Here is a 16916-nt window from a genome sequence, read left to right on the forward strand (position 1 = left end):
CGCCATCGTCACAGATCATCGCCCCGAGGGGAATCGGGAAGTACCCGGATATCCACGGCCACGCTCGCCGGCGAGACACCCCCCTCCCGCAATCCGGCGACCAGGTCGCGGGAGATGGCGTCCTTGACCGCCCGCGCACCGTGACTGCCCACGACGAAGCGGACGGTGGCGAGGATCCCGTCCTCCTGCAGCGAGATGAACACCTGCGGCCCGAACTCCCGGACATCGACCGCGTACATGCGGCTCATCTGCTGCATGCTCGCCATCGCCTCGTCGCTCAGCTCCCTCGTGTGCCGGTCGGCGCAGGCGTGGAACACGGTGTCGACACGTCGGAGATCCACGTCGAACGGCAGCGTGAGCGACAGTTCCTCCCAGAGGAAGGGGAACCCGCGGGTGTAGTTGTAGACCGCCTCGTCGAAGATGACGCCGTTCGACACCGTGACCACCCGGCCGGTGAACTGACGGCTCGGTACCCAGTTGCCGGTCTCCGCGCCGGCCATCGACGACGGGGATCCCATCTCCATGACGGTCGTGCGCAGGAAACCGAGCGACATCACATCGCCCCGGACCCCACCCACGGCGATCCGGTCGCCGACCGCGAACACCCGCCCCCGGAGGATGACGAAGTATCCCGCCAGACTCGCGATCACCTTCTGCAACGCGAACGCCAGGCCCGCGGTGACGAGTCCGACCCCCACGGTCAGGTCGGTTCCCGGGGTCACCCAGATGGAGAAGAGCGCCAGCACGGCCACGACGGCGGTGAACAGCTGCAGACTCTGCTTCGTCCAGAACCTCGACGCGGACCCGGCGGGCCCGGTGATCGCCTGCATCACCGCCCGCGAGATCGACGTGAACAGCGACAGCAGCACGAACAGCAGGATGCTGAGGAGCACCTTGAGAACGGTCCGCCCGCTGACCCCGACCAGCGTCACCCCGAAGAGCCGCAGCTGTTCGTCGGAGCCCAGGAAACCCATGACGGTGTCGACCATCCCGCCATCCTCCCTCCCCGGCGGCCTCGGGGTCGGAAATCAGGGTCGGACCCCGATGTGCCGCGGACTCCCGCCGAGCACGATGGGGTCATGTCCAGAACGAGCACCCCCGACCTCCCGTCAGAGCTCCGCTCCCTGTGGCGGACCCGTCCCGTCCGGACCCCGGACGATTCCAGGATCGCCGGCGTCTGCGGCGGCTTCGGTCGGCGCTACGGCGTCGACCCGGTCCTCTTCCGCGTCGCGTTCGTCGTCGCCGCACTGTGGGGTGGGGCGGGCGTGTTCCTGTACGCCCTGATGTGGCTGCTCCTGCGCTCCGCCGGCGACGAGGTCTCCTCCGGGGAGGCGCTCCTGGGGAAGGGCCGGGCGTCGGGCTCCAAGGTCACCGCGGTGATCCTCGTCGTCGTCGTCCTCCTCTCCGCCCCCACCTTCGGCGGTTCCGGGGAGACCCTCCTCGTCGGCGCCGGGTTCCTCATGGTCGCGGCGATGCTCGCCGGCTGGTACGGCCTGCACCGGCGCACCCCCGAACCACCCGCCGGGTGGGCGGAGGTCTCCGCGGTGCGGCCCCCCACCACGCACGGCTCCGACGCGTCGAGGGGCGCGGCCACAGACGCCGGGCCGTGGCGCGCGCCCGGGGCCTCCCAGGCGCCCGGCTCCGGCCCCGACGCCCCCTTCGGGCCCCCGGTGCCGCCGTCGTGGGATCCGCTCGGCGCCGCCCCGTTCGCGTGGGACCTGCCCGAACCCGGCCTCGCCCCCGCCCCGGTCGAACCGACCCGGCCCCGGTCGCGGCTGACCAAGGTCACGATCGGCCTGGCACTCATCGCGGCGGCGGTCGCCACGGGCCTGTCCACCCTGGCCGGTCTCACCTGGCTCGACACCACGCGCATCGCCGCGATCGCCCTGGCGGTGGTGGCCGGCGGGCTGCTCGTCGGCGCCGTCACCCGCCGCGGGTACGGGCTGCTCGTGGTGGCCGGACCACTCGTCGGGTTCGTGCTGCTCGCCCTGTCGGTCCAGGTCCCCACGGGTGGCTGGGAGACCTTCGGCGACGAGCGGGTGGAGATCACCTCCCCCGCCCAGCTCGACACGCCGGTCACCCACGAGGTCGGCACCGTCACCGTCGACATGCGCGAGCTCGAACTGGACCGCGACCGCAGCTACAGCATCACCAACGAGGTCGGTGAGGTGCGGGTGCTGCTGCCCGACGGGCTCGCCGTGCAGGCCGACTGCCGGACCGAGATCGGCTCCGTCGACTGCCCCGACCCGCCCGCCGACACCGACGGGCCAATCCTGACCCTGGACATCACCACCGAGATGGGAAGCGTGAAGGTCACCCGATGAGTACGAACACGCCCGCAGACGACCGCCACCACTCCACCGCGGGAGCCCCGCCCGAGCAGTCGCCGCGGTTCGACCCGCAGCTGTACGACCCGCTGCCCTACGGCACCGGATACCCGACACCCGAACCGCTCGGATTCGGGGTCTCCCCCGAGCCCGCGACCACCCCGGCCGGCGCCGTCGAGGTGGTGGAGCACCGGCGGTTCGGGTCGCCGGTGCTCGCCCTGGCCGGCGTGACCTCGCTGGGAGTGGCGGTGTGGGCGATCCTGGGAGCGCCCGCGATCGCCCCGACGGCGTTGCTGGCCGCGGGACTCGTCCTGGCGGTGCTCGTGGGACTGATGATGGTCATCCGCCGCTGACGCCCGACCGCGATACGCGCCGCACGGCCCCTGCGCCATCCATCGGCCCCGAATTCGTCGGCGGCGTGGACAGCCGCCCGCCGCGAAGGCGTCTCGCGTGAGCCGCGGGGCAGGCCAGACGCCATCGCGGGGGGCGGCTGTATCCGGAACGTACAGGCGCGCGAGCGAGAGTTCAGGCGCGGGAGCGGATGCCCGGGCGGTGGGGGCGGTGGGGTGGTGTGGGCGTGCGGGGGCGGCTCACTCCCACTCGATGGTGCCCGGCGGCTTGCTCGTCACGTCCAGCACGACCCGGTTGACGTCCGGGACCTCGTTGGTGATGCGGTTGGAGATCAGCGCCAGCGTCTCGTACGGCACGCGCGTCCAGTCGGCGGTCATGGCGTCCTCGGAACTCACCGGCCGCAGCACGATCGGATGACCGTACGTCCGGCCGTCGCCCTGCACGCCCACCGACCGGACATCGGCCAGCAGGACCACCGGGCACTGCCACACCGTGGAGTCCAGGCCCGCCGCGGTCATCTCCTCGCGCACGATCGCGTCCGCCGCGCGCAGGGTCTCCAGTCGGTCGCGGTCCACGGCGCCGACGATGCGGATCGCCAGGCCCGGACCGGGGAACGGGTGGCGGCCGACGATCGCCTCGGGCAGACCGAGCTCACGGCCCACGGCGCGGACCTCGTCCTTGAACAGCAACCGCAGTGGCTCGACGAGCGTGAACTCCACATCGTCCGGCAGTCCGCCGACATTGTGGTGGCTCTTGATGTTGGCCGTACCCGCTCCGCCACCGGACTCGACGACGTCCGGGTAGAGGGTGCCCTGGACGAGGAAGTCGACGGAAGAGGCGGCGGCCTCACCGGAACCCTGGAGTTCGAGCGCCTGCGTCACCGCCCGCTCGAAGGACCGGATGAACTCGCGGCCGATGATCTTGCGCTTGGTCTCCGGGTCGGTGACATCGGCGAGGTGCCCGAGGAAGACATCGGAGTCGTCCAGCGTGATGAGGCGGGCACCGGTGGCGGCCACGAAGTCGTTCTCGACCTGCTCACGCTCGCCCGCACGCAACAGTCCGTGGTCGACGAACACACACGTGAGGCGGTCCCCGATCGCACGCTGGACCAGGGCGGCCGCGACGGCCGAGTCGACGCCGCCCGACAGGCCGCAGATCGCGTGGCCGTCGCCGATCTGCTCGCGGACGGCCTCCACCAGCTGGTCGGCGATGTTCGACGCGGTCCACGTCGGCTCGAGCCCCGCCACCTCGGTGAGGAAGCGGCTCAGCACCTGCTGGCCGTGCGGCGAATGCAGGACCTCCGGGTGGTACTGCACTCCGGCCATGCGCCGCTCGGTGCACTCGAACGCGGCGACCGGGGCACCGGACGACGACGCGGTGACGGTGAACCCCTCGGGCGCGGCCGTGACCGCGTCCCCGTGGCTCATCCACACCGGGTGGTGCTCCGGCAGGCCGGCGTGCAGGAGGCCGCCTGACACGCTCACGTCGGTGCGGCCGTACTCGCGGCTACCCGTGTGCGCGACCTCGCCGCCGAGGGCACCGGCCATCGCCTGGAAGCCGTAACAGATGCCGAACACCGGCAGACCCAGATCGAACACCGCCGGGTCGAGCGAGGGCGCGTCCTCGGCGTACACGCTCGCTGGTCCGCCGGACAACACCAGGGCGACGGGATCCTTGGCGCGGATCTCCTCGATCGTCGCGGTGTGCGGGATCACCTCGGAGTAGATGCGCGCCTCGCGCACGCGGCGCGCGATGAGCTGCGCGTACTGGGCGCCGAAGTCCACCACGAGTACCGGGCGGGGCGCCACCGCCTCGGCGGCGATCTGGGAGTCGGTCTGTGCGTTCTCGGCCACGGGGTCGAGTCTAGGCCCCGCGGCCCATCCGCCGAACTCGGCCACATCCCCCGTGCCGGGGTTCACAATGAACCCCACCACGACCCCGGCCGGCCCCGGACCGAGAGAGCTGGAGCGCATCGATGGAGCGAATGACCGGTTTCGACGCGAGCCTGCTGTACATGGAAACCGCCCAGCAACCCCTCGTGGTGGGCGGAGTCCTCTTCGTCGACGTCTCCGGCCTCGAGGTCGGGTACTCCTTCGAATGGCTCCGGACCGAGCTCGGCCGCCGGATCAAGGAACTGCCCGAACTCCGCCGCAAGATCTACGACTCCCCGCTCAACCTCGGCCACCCCGCCTGGGTCGAGGAATACGACCTCGACATCACCGCACACGTCCGCCGCGTCGACGTGGACCACCCCGGTGACGACCGCGCGGTGTTCGAGATGTGCGGCACGCTCGGCAGCCGCCCGCTGGACAGGTCACGCCCCCTGTGGGAGATGTGGGTCCTCGAGCGGCTCACCGAACCGGACACCATCGTCGTGTACTTCCGGGCTCAACACGCCATCCTCGACGGGGCCAACGGCGCGAACATCCTGCGCAAGTTCGCCTCCGCCGGAGAGCAGCCCTCCGCCCGCGACCTCGACATGGTCCGCGTCGAGGCGGGCAACGCCAACCCCATCCGGCTCTTCGCCGGCGGGTGGTGGGATTTCTCCGTACGTCGCCCGCTGACCCTGGCCCGGCTGGTACCCGAGGTCGCCGCGTTCGCCTTCACACTGCGCAGGGCCACGGCGGCCAGGAAGAAGTCGGACGATCCGGCCCCGGAGGAGACGGGCACGGCCGACGCCACGGACGACCTCGTCGTCGTCCCCAGGGCGGCACCGTTCACCGCGCCCCGCACCCGCTTCAACGCCACCATCACCCCCCACCGGGCGGTCTGGGGTGCCTCACTCGACCTCGGCGAGATCAGCGAGATCAAGGACGCCTTCGGCGTGACCGTCAACGACGTGTTCCTGGCGGTGATGGGCGGCGCGCTGCGGCGGTACCTGCGCTCCCACGACGACCTGCCCGACACGTCGCTCGTCGCCGTGGTCCCCGTCTCCACCCGCGACGCCGAGGGCTCCCGGGGCAACAACCGCGTGACGGTCCTGTTCGCGTCCCTGGGGACCGACATCGCGGACCCGCTCGAGCGCCTTCGCGCCATCTCCGCCCGCACCAACCGGGGCAAGAAGCAGTCGAAGAACGGCATGCGGCCGGACCTCATCCAGGACGTCGCCACGCTCGCCCCCGCCAGGACCCTGCAGATGTTGATGCGGATCTACGGCGACTTCCACCTGGCGGACCTGCACCCGGTCGTGCACAACCTCGTCGTGTCGAACATCCCCGGGCCCCGTCAGGGACTGGACTTCCTCGGATGCCGGGTGACCCACGTCTACCCGCTCGGGCCCCTCATGCACGGTTCCGGACTCTCGGTCACCGCCATGTCCATGGGCGGTCGACTCGACGTGGGGATCAACGCCTGCGAGCACCTCGCCCCCGACCCCGACCTGCTCGCCACCGGGATCCGGGAGGCGATGGCCCGGCTGCTGGAACTCACCCGGGAGGCGGCGCGGTCGGCGGCCGCCGGGGAGGGCTGACACGTGGAACGGATGAAGGGCTCGACGCGAGCTTCCTCTACCTCGAGACCCCCGAGCAGGTGATGGTGATCAACGGCCTGGTCCACCTCGACGTGACCACCATCGAGGAGGGCTACTCGTTCGAACGCCTCCGATCCGGGCTCGCCCGCCGGGTCAAGGCCGTCCCCCCGTTCCGCCGCAAGGTCCACGACTCACCGTGGAACCCCGGCCACCCGGCGTGGGTCGAGGACTTCGACTTCGACATCACCCACCACCTACGCCGGATCGCACTCGGGCCGGCCGGCACCGAGGACGAGCTGCTGGAGACGTGCGGTCGACTCGCCTCCACCCCGCCGGACCGCGCCCACCCGCTGTGGCAGGTCTGGATCATCGAACGGGGTGACCCGCACGCGCCGACCGTCAGCGCGTTCTGCCGGGTCCACCACTCGGTGATCGACGGGATGCTGGGCGCCGAGTTGCTCTCCGCCCTCGCCGCGACGGACGCCACCACGCCCGACCAGGATCCCGCGCTCGTGCGCACGCACGTCGGACGGGCCAACACCCTGCAACTGATCGCCGGTGGCGCCCGCGACGTGCTGGGCCGGCCCCTGGCCCTCCTCCGTCTGCTCCCCGAGACGCTGTCGGTCCCCGCGGCCATGAGACGCGCCCGCGGCCGGGCCGGCCACGGGGAATCCATGCCGGCCCCGTTCACGGCGCCGCGGACCCTCTTCAACCACTCGCTCACCCCGCACCGCGCCGTGGCCACCGCATCACTCGACCTGGCGTCCGTCAAGCTCGTCACCGCCCGCCTCGGCGGCACCGTCAACGACGTCCTCCTCACCGTGGTCGGCGGCGCTGTCAGGTCCTACCTCGAGGCCCACGGAGACGCCCCCGCCTCCTCCATGGTGGCGATCGTCCCCATGTCCACCCGAGACGATCTGGCCACCGGTGGCGCCAACCAGGTGTCGGCCATGTTCGCCTCCCTGGCCACGGATGTGGCCGACCCGGTCGAACGGTACGAGCGGATCTCCGCCGCAGCGGAGACCACGAAGCGCCAGGCCGCGAGCATCCGACCGGCGCTCCTGGACAACTGGGCCCGCATGGGCCCCCGTCGGCTACTCGACATGGGCATGCGGGCGTACGAGGCGCTGAGACTCGCCGACGTCCACCCGGTGATCTACAACCTCATCGTCTCGAACGTGCCCGGCCCCCGTCACGCCCTCTACTTCCTCGGCGCGCGGATCACCCACATGCACCCCTTCGGCCCGCTGCTCCACGGTGCGGGGCTGTCCGTGACAAGCCTGTCGACCGACGGGCGGCTCGACCTGGGGGTGATCTCGTGCGAACACCTGGTGCCGGACCCGGACGCGGTGGCCCGCGGGATCACGGCGGCGCTCGACGAGTTGCTCGAGCTCACCGCCCCCTGACCGGGCTCACCGCCTCCTGACCACGGGTAGACCGTCAGCTGACCTGGACGATCGGCAGCCGCAGGGCTCCCGGCGCGGCCTCCGGGACCATCGGCGACACGGGCGGGACCGGCGACAGGCGCCGGTAGTCCTCGCCCTGGGCCGGGCGCTGGTCGGCCTCACCCTTGTTGGGCCACAGCGACATGGCCCGCTCGGCCTGGGCGGTGATGCTGAGCGCCGGGTTGACACCGAGGTTCGCGGAGATCGCCGATCCGTCCACGATGTGCATCGTCGGGTAGTTCCACACGCGGTGGTACGGGTCCACGACCCCGGTCTCGGGCGAATCCGAGATCACGCAGCCGCCCAGGAAGTGGGCGGTGAGCGGGATGTTCGCGATCTCGCCCCACGTGCCCCCGGGCAGGCCGCCGATCTCCTCGGCGATCTTGCGGGTGGCCTCGTTTCCGGCGGGGATCCAGGTGGGGTTGGGCTCCCCGTGACCCTGCTTGCTGGTGACGTACCTGAACGGACCGAAGCGCTTGACGTAGGTCTGCAGCGAGTTGTCCAGGTTCTGCATCACGAGCGCGATCACCGAACGCTGGCTCCAGCGGCGCAGGTAGAACAGCTGCATGAACATGGCCGGCTCGCGCCGGACCTCGTTCAGCAGGGTGCGCCACCGCGGGAGCGGCCCGTCGCCGTCCGTCAGCAGGGTCTGCAGGATGGCGATGGCGTTGGAGCCCTTGCCGTACCGGACCGGTTCGATGTGGGTGTCGGGGCGGGGATGGAACGACGACGTGATGGCCACACCCTCGGAGAAGTCCTGCTCCGGCTTGTAGTTCGGTCGCATCGCCCCGAGGATCGCCTCGGAATTGGTGCGGGTGAGCCGACCGATCGCATCCGACAGCTTGGGAAGGGACCCGGAGTCCTTGGCGTAGTGGAGCAGGTGCTGGGTTCCCCAGGTGCCGGCCGCCACGACGACCTGACCGGCGGTCACCGTGGTGGTGCGCTTGCCGCGACGCGTCCAGGCGCCCGTCCGCTCGAGGGTGATCTCCCACGTGCCGTCGCCGCGCTCGCGCAGGTCGCTGACCGTGGTCCGGTCCAGGATGCGGGCGCCCGCGCGCTCGGCGAGGGCGAGGTAGTTCTTCATCAGCGTGTTCTTGGCGTTGTGCCGGCAGCCGGTCATGCACTCGCCGCACTCGATGCACGCGTTGCGGTCCGGCCCCACCCCGCCGAAGTACGGATCGGGGACGAGCTCGCCGGGCTTGCCCTGACCGCCGGTCTTCTCGCCGAAGAACACGCCGACCGGGGTGTAGACGAAGGTGTCCTCGGCGCCCATGTCGCGGGCCACCTTCTTCATGACCTCGTCCGAGTGGGTGTGCGTGGGGTTGGTGACCACGCCCAGCATGCGGCGGCCCTGGTCGTAGAACGGGGAGAGTTCGGACTCCCAGTCCGTGATGTGGCCCCACTGCCGGTCCTTGAAGAACTGGCCGGTCGGCTTGTACAGGGTGTTGGCGTAGTTGAGGGAGCCGCCGCCCACGCCCGCGCCCGCGAGGATCATCACGTCACGCATCATGTGGACGCGCTGGATCCCGAACAGCTTGAGCTTGGGCGCCCACACGTACCGGTGGAGTCGCCAGGACGTCTTGGGCAGGTCCGCGTCCTCGAAGCGGCGACCCGCCTCGATGACCGTGACGCGGTACCCCTTCTCCGACAGCCGCAGGGCCGTCACGCTGCCCCCGAAACCGGATCCGATGACGACGACATCCGTGTCCGTCGGCGTGGTGGGGGCGTCGGTCGGGGTCGATGGTGCGTGCGGCGTCATGGTGCAACTCCCAGGAGTGGTCGATGGTGGGCATCACAGTACCCGAGCACCATCGAACCTACCGGACAGTAGGCCCCGGTTTGTCCAGAGTGTGGATGCGTCCGACCCATGGTCGGGCGGTCAGGGCCGGACGGACAGGTCCACCTTCTGGAAACCCTTGACATCGGAGTAGCCGCACTTCGCCATCGCGCGACGCAGTCCGCCCATGAGGTTGCGGGTGCCGTCGGGGACGCTGGTGGGCCCCTCGAGGACCTCTTCCAGTGGCGCCAGGGCCGTCTCGTCCTCCACCTCGGACACATGCCCGCGCGGCACCTTGGGGTGGGCGGACACCGCGTCCCAGTAGACACCGCGGCCCGGGGACTCCAGCGAGCCGGCGAGCAGCGGACCCAGGACCACCGCGTCGGCGCCGCACGCCACGGCGCGGGCGATGTCACCGGAGGTGTAGATGTCGCCGTCGGCCAGCACGTGCACGTAGCGGCCTCCGGTCTCGTCGAGGTAGTCCCGCCGGGCTGCGGCCGCGTCGGCGATCGCGGTGGCCATGTGGACCTCCATACCCAGCACCTGGCCGGTGGTGGTGATGCCGTCGACCCCGCCGTATCCCACGATCACACCGGCGGCGCCCGTGCGCATGAGGTGCAGGGCGGTCTTGTAGTCGACGACGCCGCCGGCGATCACCGGGACATCGAGGCCACCGATGAACTCCTTGAGGTCGAGCGGGGCGTCCTCACCGCTGACGTGCTCCGCCGAGATGATCGTGCCCTGCACCACCAGCAGGTCGATCCCCGCCGCGACGAGCCCCGGGGTGAGCTCGCGCGCGTGCTGCGGTGAGACCCGCACCGCCACGGTCGCGCCCTCGTCGCGGATGCGGTGAACCGCGGCGGCGAGGAGCTCGCGGTCGATCGGGGCACGGTGCAGCTTCTGCAGTCGCGCCACGGCCCGGTGTCCGGTCACGTCATCCAGCGCGAGCTCCCGCAGCTCGGCGATCACGGCACCGGGATCGGCGTGACGGGCCCACAGTCCCTCTCCGTTGAGCACGGCCAGACCACCGAGCTTGGAGAACTCCACCGCCGAGTCCGGGGAGACCACCGCGTCGGTCGGGTGTGTCATCACCGGGATGTCCATCTGGTAGGCGTCGATCTGCCAGGAGGTGGACACCTCCTTGGAGCTGCGGGTCCGGCGGGAGGGGACGATGTCGACCTCGCCCAGCCCGAACATCCGACGGGCCTCGCGACCCAGGCCGATCTCCACGACATTGCGCACGCGACTTCAGTCCTTGACGTTGTAGTTGGGGGCCTCGACCGTCATCTGGATCGCGTGCGGATGGCTCTCCCTGAGCCCCGCGGCCGTGATCTGGACGAACTGGGCACGGTGCATCTCCGGGATGGTGGCGGCTCCGGTGTAGCCCATGCCTGCGCGCAGCCCGCCGGCGAGCTGGTGGAGTACCTGACCGACGTCTCCCCGATACGGGACCCGCCCCTCGATGCCCTCGGGCACCAGCTTCTCCTCGGACAGCACATCGTCCTGGAAGTACCGGTCCTTGGAGAACGACTTCTCCTGCCCGGGCTTGCCGCGCCCACGCATCGCGCCCAGCGAACCCATGCCGCGGTAGACCTTGTACTGCTTGCCGTCCACGAAGATCAGCTCACCCGGCGATTCGGTGCACCCCGCGAGCAGGGACCCGAACATGCAGGCCGAGGCGCCGGCGGCGATCGACTTGGCCACGTCACCGGAGTACTGCATACCGCCGTCGGCGATGACGGGGATGCCCGCGGCGTGCGCGGCGACCGAGGCCTCGAGGATCGCGGTGATCTGGGGGGCACCCACGCCCGCGACCACCCGGGTGGTGCAGATGGACCCGGGGCCGATGCCCACCTTGATGGCGTCCGCGCCCGCGTCGATCATCGCCTGGGCGGCCCCGCGGGTGGCGAGGTTGCCCCCGATCACCTGCACACGGTCGCCGAGTTCCCGCTTGACCCGGGCGACCATGTCGAGGGCGTTGCGGTTGTGGGCGTGGGCGGTGTCGACCACCAGGGCGTCCACCCCGGCGTCGGTGAGGGCCCCGGCACGCTGCCAGGCGTCCTCCCCGGTGCCGATGGCGGCGGCCACGCGCAGCCGGCCGTCCGAGTCCTTGGTGGCGTCGGGGTGCTTCTCCGTCTTGACGAAGTCCTTCACCGTGATGAGTCCGGTCAGTCGCCCGTCACCGTCGACGATCGGCAGCTTCTCGATCTTGTGTCGGCGCAGCAGGCCGAGCGCCGCCTCCGCGGTGACGCCCTCCCGCGCGACCACCAGGGGCGCCCGGGTCATGACCTCGTCGACCCGTCGGGACTTGTCCATCTCGAACCGCATGTCGCGGTTGGTGATGATGCCGACCAGCTCACCGCGCTCGTCGGTCACCGGCAGTCCGGAGATGCGGTAGCGGGCGCACTTCTCGTCGACCTCCGCCAACGTGTCGCTGGGCGCGCAGGTCACCGGGTCGGTCACCATCCCGGCCTCGGACCGCTTCACCGTCTCGACCTGGGCGGCCTGGTCCCCCACGGAGAGGTTGCGGTGCAGGACGCCGATCCCGCCCTGCCGTGCCATGGCGATGGCCATGCGGGCCTCGGTCACGGTGTCCATCGCCGACGAGATCAGCGGCACCCGCAGGGTGATGTCCCGTGTCAGGCGGGTACTGGTGTCGACCTCACTGGGGACCACCTCCGAGGCTGCCGGGAGGAGGAGCACGTCGTCGAACGTCAGGCCCACCATCGCGACCTTGGTCGGGTCGTCGCCGCCGGTACGCACGGGGCCATTCGACTCGCTCATCTGCCGTCCTCCTGGGGGGTCGTCTAGGTGCTGTCTTTCGAGGATAGTGGTTCCGGGGTCCGCGGCTCGAACCGTCGACCACGTGAGACCGTGGTCACGGGTACGGTGGAGGTCGTGGACGATCCCCTACGGCACGGAATGCCGCCCGACCCGTTCGCCGGCGATCCGGATGATCCGGCCGCGGAGCTGGCCGAGCTCGACCCCGTCGATGACGACATGCCCACGGGCCCGCTCGACGCGGACGAGCGGCGCGCGATCGAGGAGGACCTCGCGGATCTCGCGGAGTTCCGTCGGTTGCTGGCCCCGATCGGGGTGAAGGGGGTCGCGGTCCAGTGTGACGACTGCGCCGAGGAGCACTACCACGAGTGGGACATGCTCCGCGCCAACCTCATGCAGCTCCTCGAGGACGGCTCCCTGCTCCCCCACGAGCCGGCCTTCGACCCGATCCCGGACGACTACGTGACCTGGGAGTACTGCCGCGGTTACGCGGACGCCGCCCGCGCCCTGCGCCCCCGTCGCCTCAACTGGCGCCGCTGAACGGAGGCGGTCGCCGTGCGCGGGTGCCGCCCGTTCGGCCCGGCCCGGCCCGGCCCGGACGACTCGATCCCCGCCCCTCCGAGAGGGGCGGGGATCGAGTCGTTTCGCGGGGTCAGTTCGTCGGACGGACCGACTGCGAGGTCTGTTGTGAGTCGGTCGGCGCCGGCTGCGTGGGAGTCGGGACCTGGGTCACGGTGGTGCGGCTCGGTGTCGGCGCCGGCACCACCCGGTCGTCGTCCGCCTCGTCACCCTGTCGTCCGGTCGTCGGTGACAGGAAATCCTGGATCCGCTGGGTGTCGATCGGGATCTGCAGCGTGGTCGAGATCCGCAGCCCGTCGAGCGGGAGCGGGATGACCGGCATCCCCGGAGGCGGCGGGGGGACCAGGTTGGACGGCAACGGCACGGGGAGGCCGGGAACGAGAGTCGCCACACCCGGAGCGGGCGGGGGCGACGGGGCCGGCGCGGGTGCCGGGGCGGGCGACGGGACGACGCTCGGGGTGACCCGACTGAGATCGCGCTTGATGGCGTCCCGACGCTTCATAAGCTCGACACGTTCGGAGGCGTCGGAGACCTCGTCGAGCCGCGCGCTCACCTCATCGAGCAGCCGCTCGGCCTCGTTCCGGTCCCCCTCTCGGGCGGCGAGGTCCGCGGCGGCGAGGTCCTCGCTGAGATCGCTCACGAGCTCTACGTTCCCGGCACGGTCGGAGAACATCGTCTTGGACACGCCCCAGAGCGGGTCGCCCGGCATCGCGCTGTGCGCGGCCACGGACAGGCCGCCGACGATCACGGCCGCCACTGCGGCAGCGCCGGTCACCGCCTGCCACAGGGCCGGACGCTGGCCGTGGTGGTGCTCGCCCGAGCGCACCCACCCGCGGCGCGGCCACAGCCGGGAGACGTTCGGGGCGAGGGCCACCTCGATCTGCTCGTCGCTGGGCAGCTCCGGCAGTCCGGCCGAGTCCACCTCGGCGCGCCAGTCCGCGAGCAGCGCGACGAGAGGCTCATCCCCCTCGGGACGGTCGCCGCGTCCGAGCGCGTCGAGGAGCTCGTCGTCGCGATCCACCTCGACCCGGTCGTCCTCGACCTGGTCCTCGTCGTGGCCGCCCACGTCATGCACGTGGAGCGAGGCATCATCGTCCCGGGTGCCGGGATCGACTTCGTCGTTCATCGCCATCGCTCCTCTCCGTCCTGCTCGATCCTCGCCCGGAGCTGCTTCATCGCCCGGTGTTGGGCGACGCGCACGGCGCCGGCCGTACTGTCGACGATCTCCGCCGTCTCCTCCGCGGAGAGTCCGACCACCACACGTAGCCGGATGATCTCCCTCTGCTTCTCGGGCAGGGTCTCGAGGAGGCGGCTCACCGCTCTCGACACCTCGCCGTCGAGGACGTGGTCCTCCGGCCCCGTGTCGGTCGAGAGCACCTCGGGGAGGTACTCCACGGGGTCGGACTTGTTCCGCGCGGCGCCACGATGGGCGTCCGCGACCTTGTGGGCCGCGATCCCGTACACGAAGGCCATGAAGGGACGTCCCTGGTCCCGGTACCCCGGCAGAGCCGAGAGAACCGCGATCAGAACCTCCTGGGCGACATCGTCAGCAGACAGGTTGACCCTCTCCGAGCCGCCGACGCGGGAACGGCAATACCGCACCACACCGGGCCGCACGAGCTCCAGCACCCGCGTGGCAGCGATGCGGTCACCCTTGACCGCCTCGGCTACGGCGAGTTCCAACTCGTCTGCTGTACCTGTCATCGGATTACGGGGGCCCCGTGTTACACGGATGTGTTACGGGGCACGGCCTTTCTCTCGGGTCGCGACGCACGTCACGACGGATCCCACGTCCCGGCCCGTCAGCGGCCGATGCGGCTCGGGCTCAGAACAGGCGTGTGACCCCTGGGTCGTGGGACCACTGCTGAGCGCCAAGCGTAACCGCTGGGGGGCGTGCGGGACCACGTGACCGGCCCGGAACGGGGCCGGGCCCCGTCCCCCGCAGCGCGGAGAGCGGGGCCCGGGAGGCCGGACGCGATCAGTGCGAGTGACCGGCGTGCGAGTGGCCGCCGGCGCCCTTCTCCTCGGGCTTCTCGACGATCGCCGTCTCGGTCGTGAGGACCATACGGGCGACCGAGCAGGCGTTGACCACGGCGGAGGAGGTGACCTTCACCGGGTCGATGACCCCGGCGGAGACCAGGTCACCGTACGTCCCCACGGCGGCGTTGAAGCCGTCGCGCGGGCCCATCTCGGAGACCTTGCTCACCACGACGGAGCCGTCCTCGCCGGCATTGGCGGCGATCCAGAACAGCGGGGCGGACAGCGCCTTGCGGACCACGTTCACCCCGACCGCCTCGTCGGCGTCGGCGGTGTCGGCGGCCAGCCGCTCGAGTGCCGCGGCCGCCTGGACCAACACGGAGCCACCGCCGGCGATGACGCCCTCTTCCACGGCCGCCTTGGCCGAGTTGACGGCGTCCTCGACGCGGAGCTTGCGTTCGGTCAACTCGGTCTCGGTGGCCGCACCCACGCGGATCACGGCGACACCGCCGGCGAGCTTCGCGACGCGCTCCTCGAGCTTCTCGCGGTCCCAGTCGGAGTCGGTGGCCTCGGCCTCGCGGCGCAGCTGCGCGACGCGGGCGTCGACGTCCGCCTGGTCGCCGGCACCGTCCACGATGATCGTGTCGTCCTTGGACACGGTCACCCGCCGGGCCTGACCGAGCACGTCCAGGCCGCACTCCGACAGCTTCATGCCCAGGTCGGGGCTGATGACCTGCCCCTTGGTGACGATCGCCAGATCCTCCTGGAAGGCCTTGCGCCGGTCGCCGAAGAACGGCGCCTTGATCGCGACGACCTTGAGGGTCTTGCGGATCGAGTTGACCACGAGGGTCGACAGCGCCTCGCCGTCGACGTCCTCCGCGATGATGAGCAGCGGCTTGCCGGTCTCGGCGACCTTCTCCAGCAGCGGCAGCAGATCCGGCAGGGAGCTGATCTTCTCCCGGTGGATCAGGATCAGCACGTCCTCGTGGATGGCCTTCTGCTCGTCGGGGTCGGTGACGAAGTACGGCGAGAGGAAGCCCTTGTCGAAGGCGATGCCCTCGGTGACCGACACCTCGGTGTGCAGCCCCTGGGACTCCTCGACGGACACGACGCCGTTGACTCCGACGGCGTCCATGGCCTCGGCGACCATGCGACCGATCTCGGGGTCACGCGACGAGACGGTCGCCACCTGCGAGACGGCGTCCGAGCCGGAGACCGGTGTCGCTGCCGCGCGGAGGAACTCCACGACGGCGGCGGAGGCCTTCTCGATGCCCTTGCCCATCGCCATCGGGTTGGAGCCGGCGGCCACGTTGCGCAGCCCCTGGCGGATGAGTGCCTGGGCTAGCACGGTGGCGGTGGTGGTGCCGTCGCCCGCGACGTCGTTGGTCTTGGTGGCGACACTCTTGACCAGCTGTGCGCCGAGGTTCGCGAACGGCTCGGAGAGCTCGATCTCGCGGGCGATGGAGACACCGTCATTGGTGACGGTGGGCCCGCCGAAGGCCTTGGCGAGCACGACGTGACGGCCCTTCGGGCCGAGCGTGACCTTGACGGTGTCGGCGAGCTCGTCGACACCGGCGAGCATGCCCTTGCGGGCCTCCTCGTCGAACGCGATCAATTTGGACATCGATGGAACTCCTGGAGGGAAGTGGGTGGTCGTGACGGGCGGGTACCGCGGGGTGAGACACCTCCGCCCCGGTGGTGCCTGGCTCTGGCCGGCGCCGCCGGGGCGGGGGTCAACAGCTCACGTCAGTCGATGACCGCGAGGACGTCACGCGAGGAGAGGATCAGGTACTCCTTGCCCTCGTACTTGATCTCGGTGCCGCCGTACTTCGAGTAGATGACCTTGTCCCCCTCCTTGATGTCCATGGGGATGCGGTCGCCGTCCTCGTCGAAGCGGCCCTTGCCGACCGCGACGACGGTGCCCTCCTGGGGCTTCTCCTTGGCGGTGTCCGGGATGACGAGACCCGACGCCGTGGTGGTCTCGGCCTCGAGGGCCTGGACGAGAATCTTGTCCTCAAGCGGCTTGATCGCCACGATGATCCTCCCGTATGGGGTGTGGCCGCCCGGATGCCGGGCGACTCGGAGTGTGGTTGGACAGATCGGGACGCCGGAAGGCGGCCCGTGGTTTATGTACGACCCGGGCTGCCGCGTGCACCGTCGCGGGTGGCGCCCTCGGAGCTCCGTGTCTATTGGCACTCTACACAGGCGAG

14 protein-coding genes are annotated in these 16916 nt (G+C 70.8%); 5 read left to right on the forward strand and 9 right to left on the reverse strand.

Annotation, left to right across the window (positions count from 1 at the left end; translation table 11 throughout):
* Positions 1-8: 8 nt before the first annotated feature.
* Positions 9-989: a mechanosensitive ion channel family protein gene (locus tag CK206_RS06615; RefSeq protein WP_096905918.1), complete on the reverse strand. Its 981-nt coding sequence runs from the start codon at positions 987-989 to the stop codon at positions 9-11.
* A gap of 90 nt (positions 990-1079) precedes the next feature.
* On the opposite strand from CK206_RS06615, the gene CK206_RS06620 reads away from it, so the two are divergent.
* On the forward strand, positions 1080-2324 hold the full coding sequence (locus CK206_RS06620) for a PspC domain-containing protein (RefSeq protein ID WP_096905919.1): 1245 nt from the start codon (positions 1080-1082) through the stop codon (positions 2322-2324).
* Positions 2321-2680 carry a hypothetical protein gene (locus CK206_RS06625; protein WP_096905920.1) on the forward strand — a complete coding sequence of 120 codons (360 nt, stop codon included), beginning with the start codon at positions 2321-2323 and terminating at the stop codon, positions 2678-2680. The genes CK206_RS06620 and CK206_RS06625 overlap by 4 nt, the downstream gene beginning before the upstream one ends.
* 237 nt (positions 2681-2917) lie before the next feature.
* Here the strand turns inward: CK206_RS06625 and guaA are convergent, their stop codons facing one another.
* Positions 2918-4531 carry a glutamine-hydrolyzing GMP synthase gene (gene guaA, locus CK206_RS06630; RefSeq protein ID WP_269502373.1) on the reverse strand — a complete coding sequence of 538 codons (1614 nt, stop codon included), beginning with the start codon at positions 4529-4531 and terminating at the stop codon, positions 2918-2920.
* Positions 4532-4653: 122 nt separating this feature from the next.
* Between guaA and CK206_RS06635 the strand changes: the two genes are divergently transcribed.
* Together CK206_RS06635 and CK206_RS06640 are read left to right on the forward strand one after the other, a co-directional pair.
* Positions 4654-6147, forward strand: coding sequence for a wax ester/triacylglycerol synthase family O-acyltransferase (locus tag CK206_RS06635; protein WP_069390004.1), 1494 nt, complete (start codon positions 4654-4656; stop codon positions 6145-6147).
* Positions 6144-7553: a wax ester/triacylglycerol synthase family O-acyltransferase gene (locus tag CK206_RS06640; protein WP_256385642.1), complete on the forward strand. Its 1410-nt coding sequence runs from the start codon at positions 6144-6146 to the stop codon at positions 7551-7553. The genes CK206_RS06635 and CK206_RS06640 overlap by 4 nt, the downstream gene beginning before the upstream one ends.
* Before the next feature lie 34 nt (positions 7554-7587).
* On the opposite strand, the gene CK206_RS06645 is transcribed toward CK206_RS06640, so the two are convergent.
* The 3 genes from CK206_RS06645 to guaB all read right to left on the reverse strand — a co-directional run bounded on the left by CK206_RS06645 (position 7588) and on the right by guaB (position 12153).
* On the reverse strand, positions 7588-9351 hold the full coding sequence (locus tag CK206_RS06645; RefSeq protein WP_069390002.1) for an FAD-dependent oxidoreductase: 1764 nt from the start codon (positions 9349-9351) through the stop codon (positions 7588-7590).
* 120 nt (positions 9352-9471) lie between these two features.
* The gene (locus CK206_RS06650) at positions 9472-10611 is read right to left on the reverse strand and encodes a GuaB3 family IMP dehydrogenase-related protein (RefSeq protein WP_069390001.1); all 1140 of its coding nucleotides are present in this window, start codon (positions 10609-10611) and stop codon (positions 9472-9474) included.
* 6 nt (positions 10612-10617) lie between these two features.
* A complete protein-coding gene (gene guaB / locus CK206_RS06655; RefSeq protein WP_069390000.1) occupies positions 10618-12153 on the reverse strand; it encodes an IMP dehydrogenase in 1536 nt (511 codons plus the stop codon).
* Between the two features lie 114 nt (positions 12154-12267).
* On the opposite strand from guaB, the gene CK206_RS06660 reads away from it, so the two are divergent.
* A complete protein-coding gene (locus CK206_RS06660) occupies positions 12268-12690 on the forward strand; it encodes a DUF5319 domain-containing protein (protein WP_069390006.1) in 423 nt (140 codons plus the stop codon).
* A gap of 112 nt (positions 12691-12802) precedes the next feature.
* Here CK206_RS06660 and CK206_RS06665 read toward each other — a convergent pair whose 3' ends face one another.
* The 4 genes from CK206_RS06665 to groES all read right to left on the reverse strand — a co-directional run bounded on the left by CK206_RS06665 (position 12803) and on the right by groES (position 16746).
* Complete coding sequence (locus CK206_RS06665; RefSeq protein ID WP_254050505.1) at positions 12803-13855, reverse strand: anti-sigma-D factor RsdA; 1053 nt, start codon at positions 13853-13855, stop codon at positions 12803-12805.
* A complete protein-coding gene (locus CK206_RS06670; RefSeq protein ID WP_096905922.1) occupies positions 13852-14433 on the reverse strand; it encodes a sigma-70 family RNA polymerase sigma factor in 582 nt (193 codons plus the stop codon). The genes CK206_RS06665 and CK206_RS06670 overlap by 4 nt, the downstream gene beginning before the upstream one ends.
* 274 nt (positions 14434-14707) lie before the next feature.
* Entirely contained in the window at positions 14708-16330 is a 1623-nt protein-coding gene (gene groL / locus CK206_RS06675) for a chaperonin GroEL (RefSeq protein ID WP_096905923.1), read from the reverse strand.
* Between the two features lie 122 nt (positions 16331-16452).
* Positions 16453-16746, reverse strand: a complete 294-nt coding sequence (groES, locus tag CK206_RS06680) for a co-chaperone GroES (protein ID WP_181694306.1) — start codon at positions 16744-16746, stop codon at positions 16453-16455.
* Positions 16747-16916: the final 170 nt, after the last annotated feature.

This window comes from Dietzia sp. WMMA184, from assembly GCF_002441635.1.
GTDB classification, from domain to species: Bacteria; Actinomycetota; Actinomycetes; order Mycobacteriales; family Mycobacteriaceae; genus Dietzia; species Dietzia kunjamensis.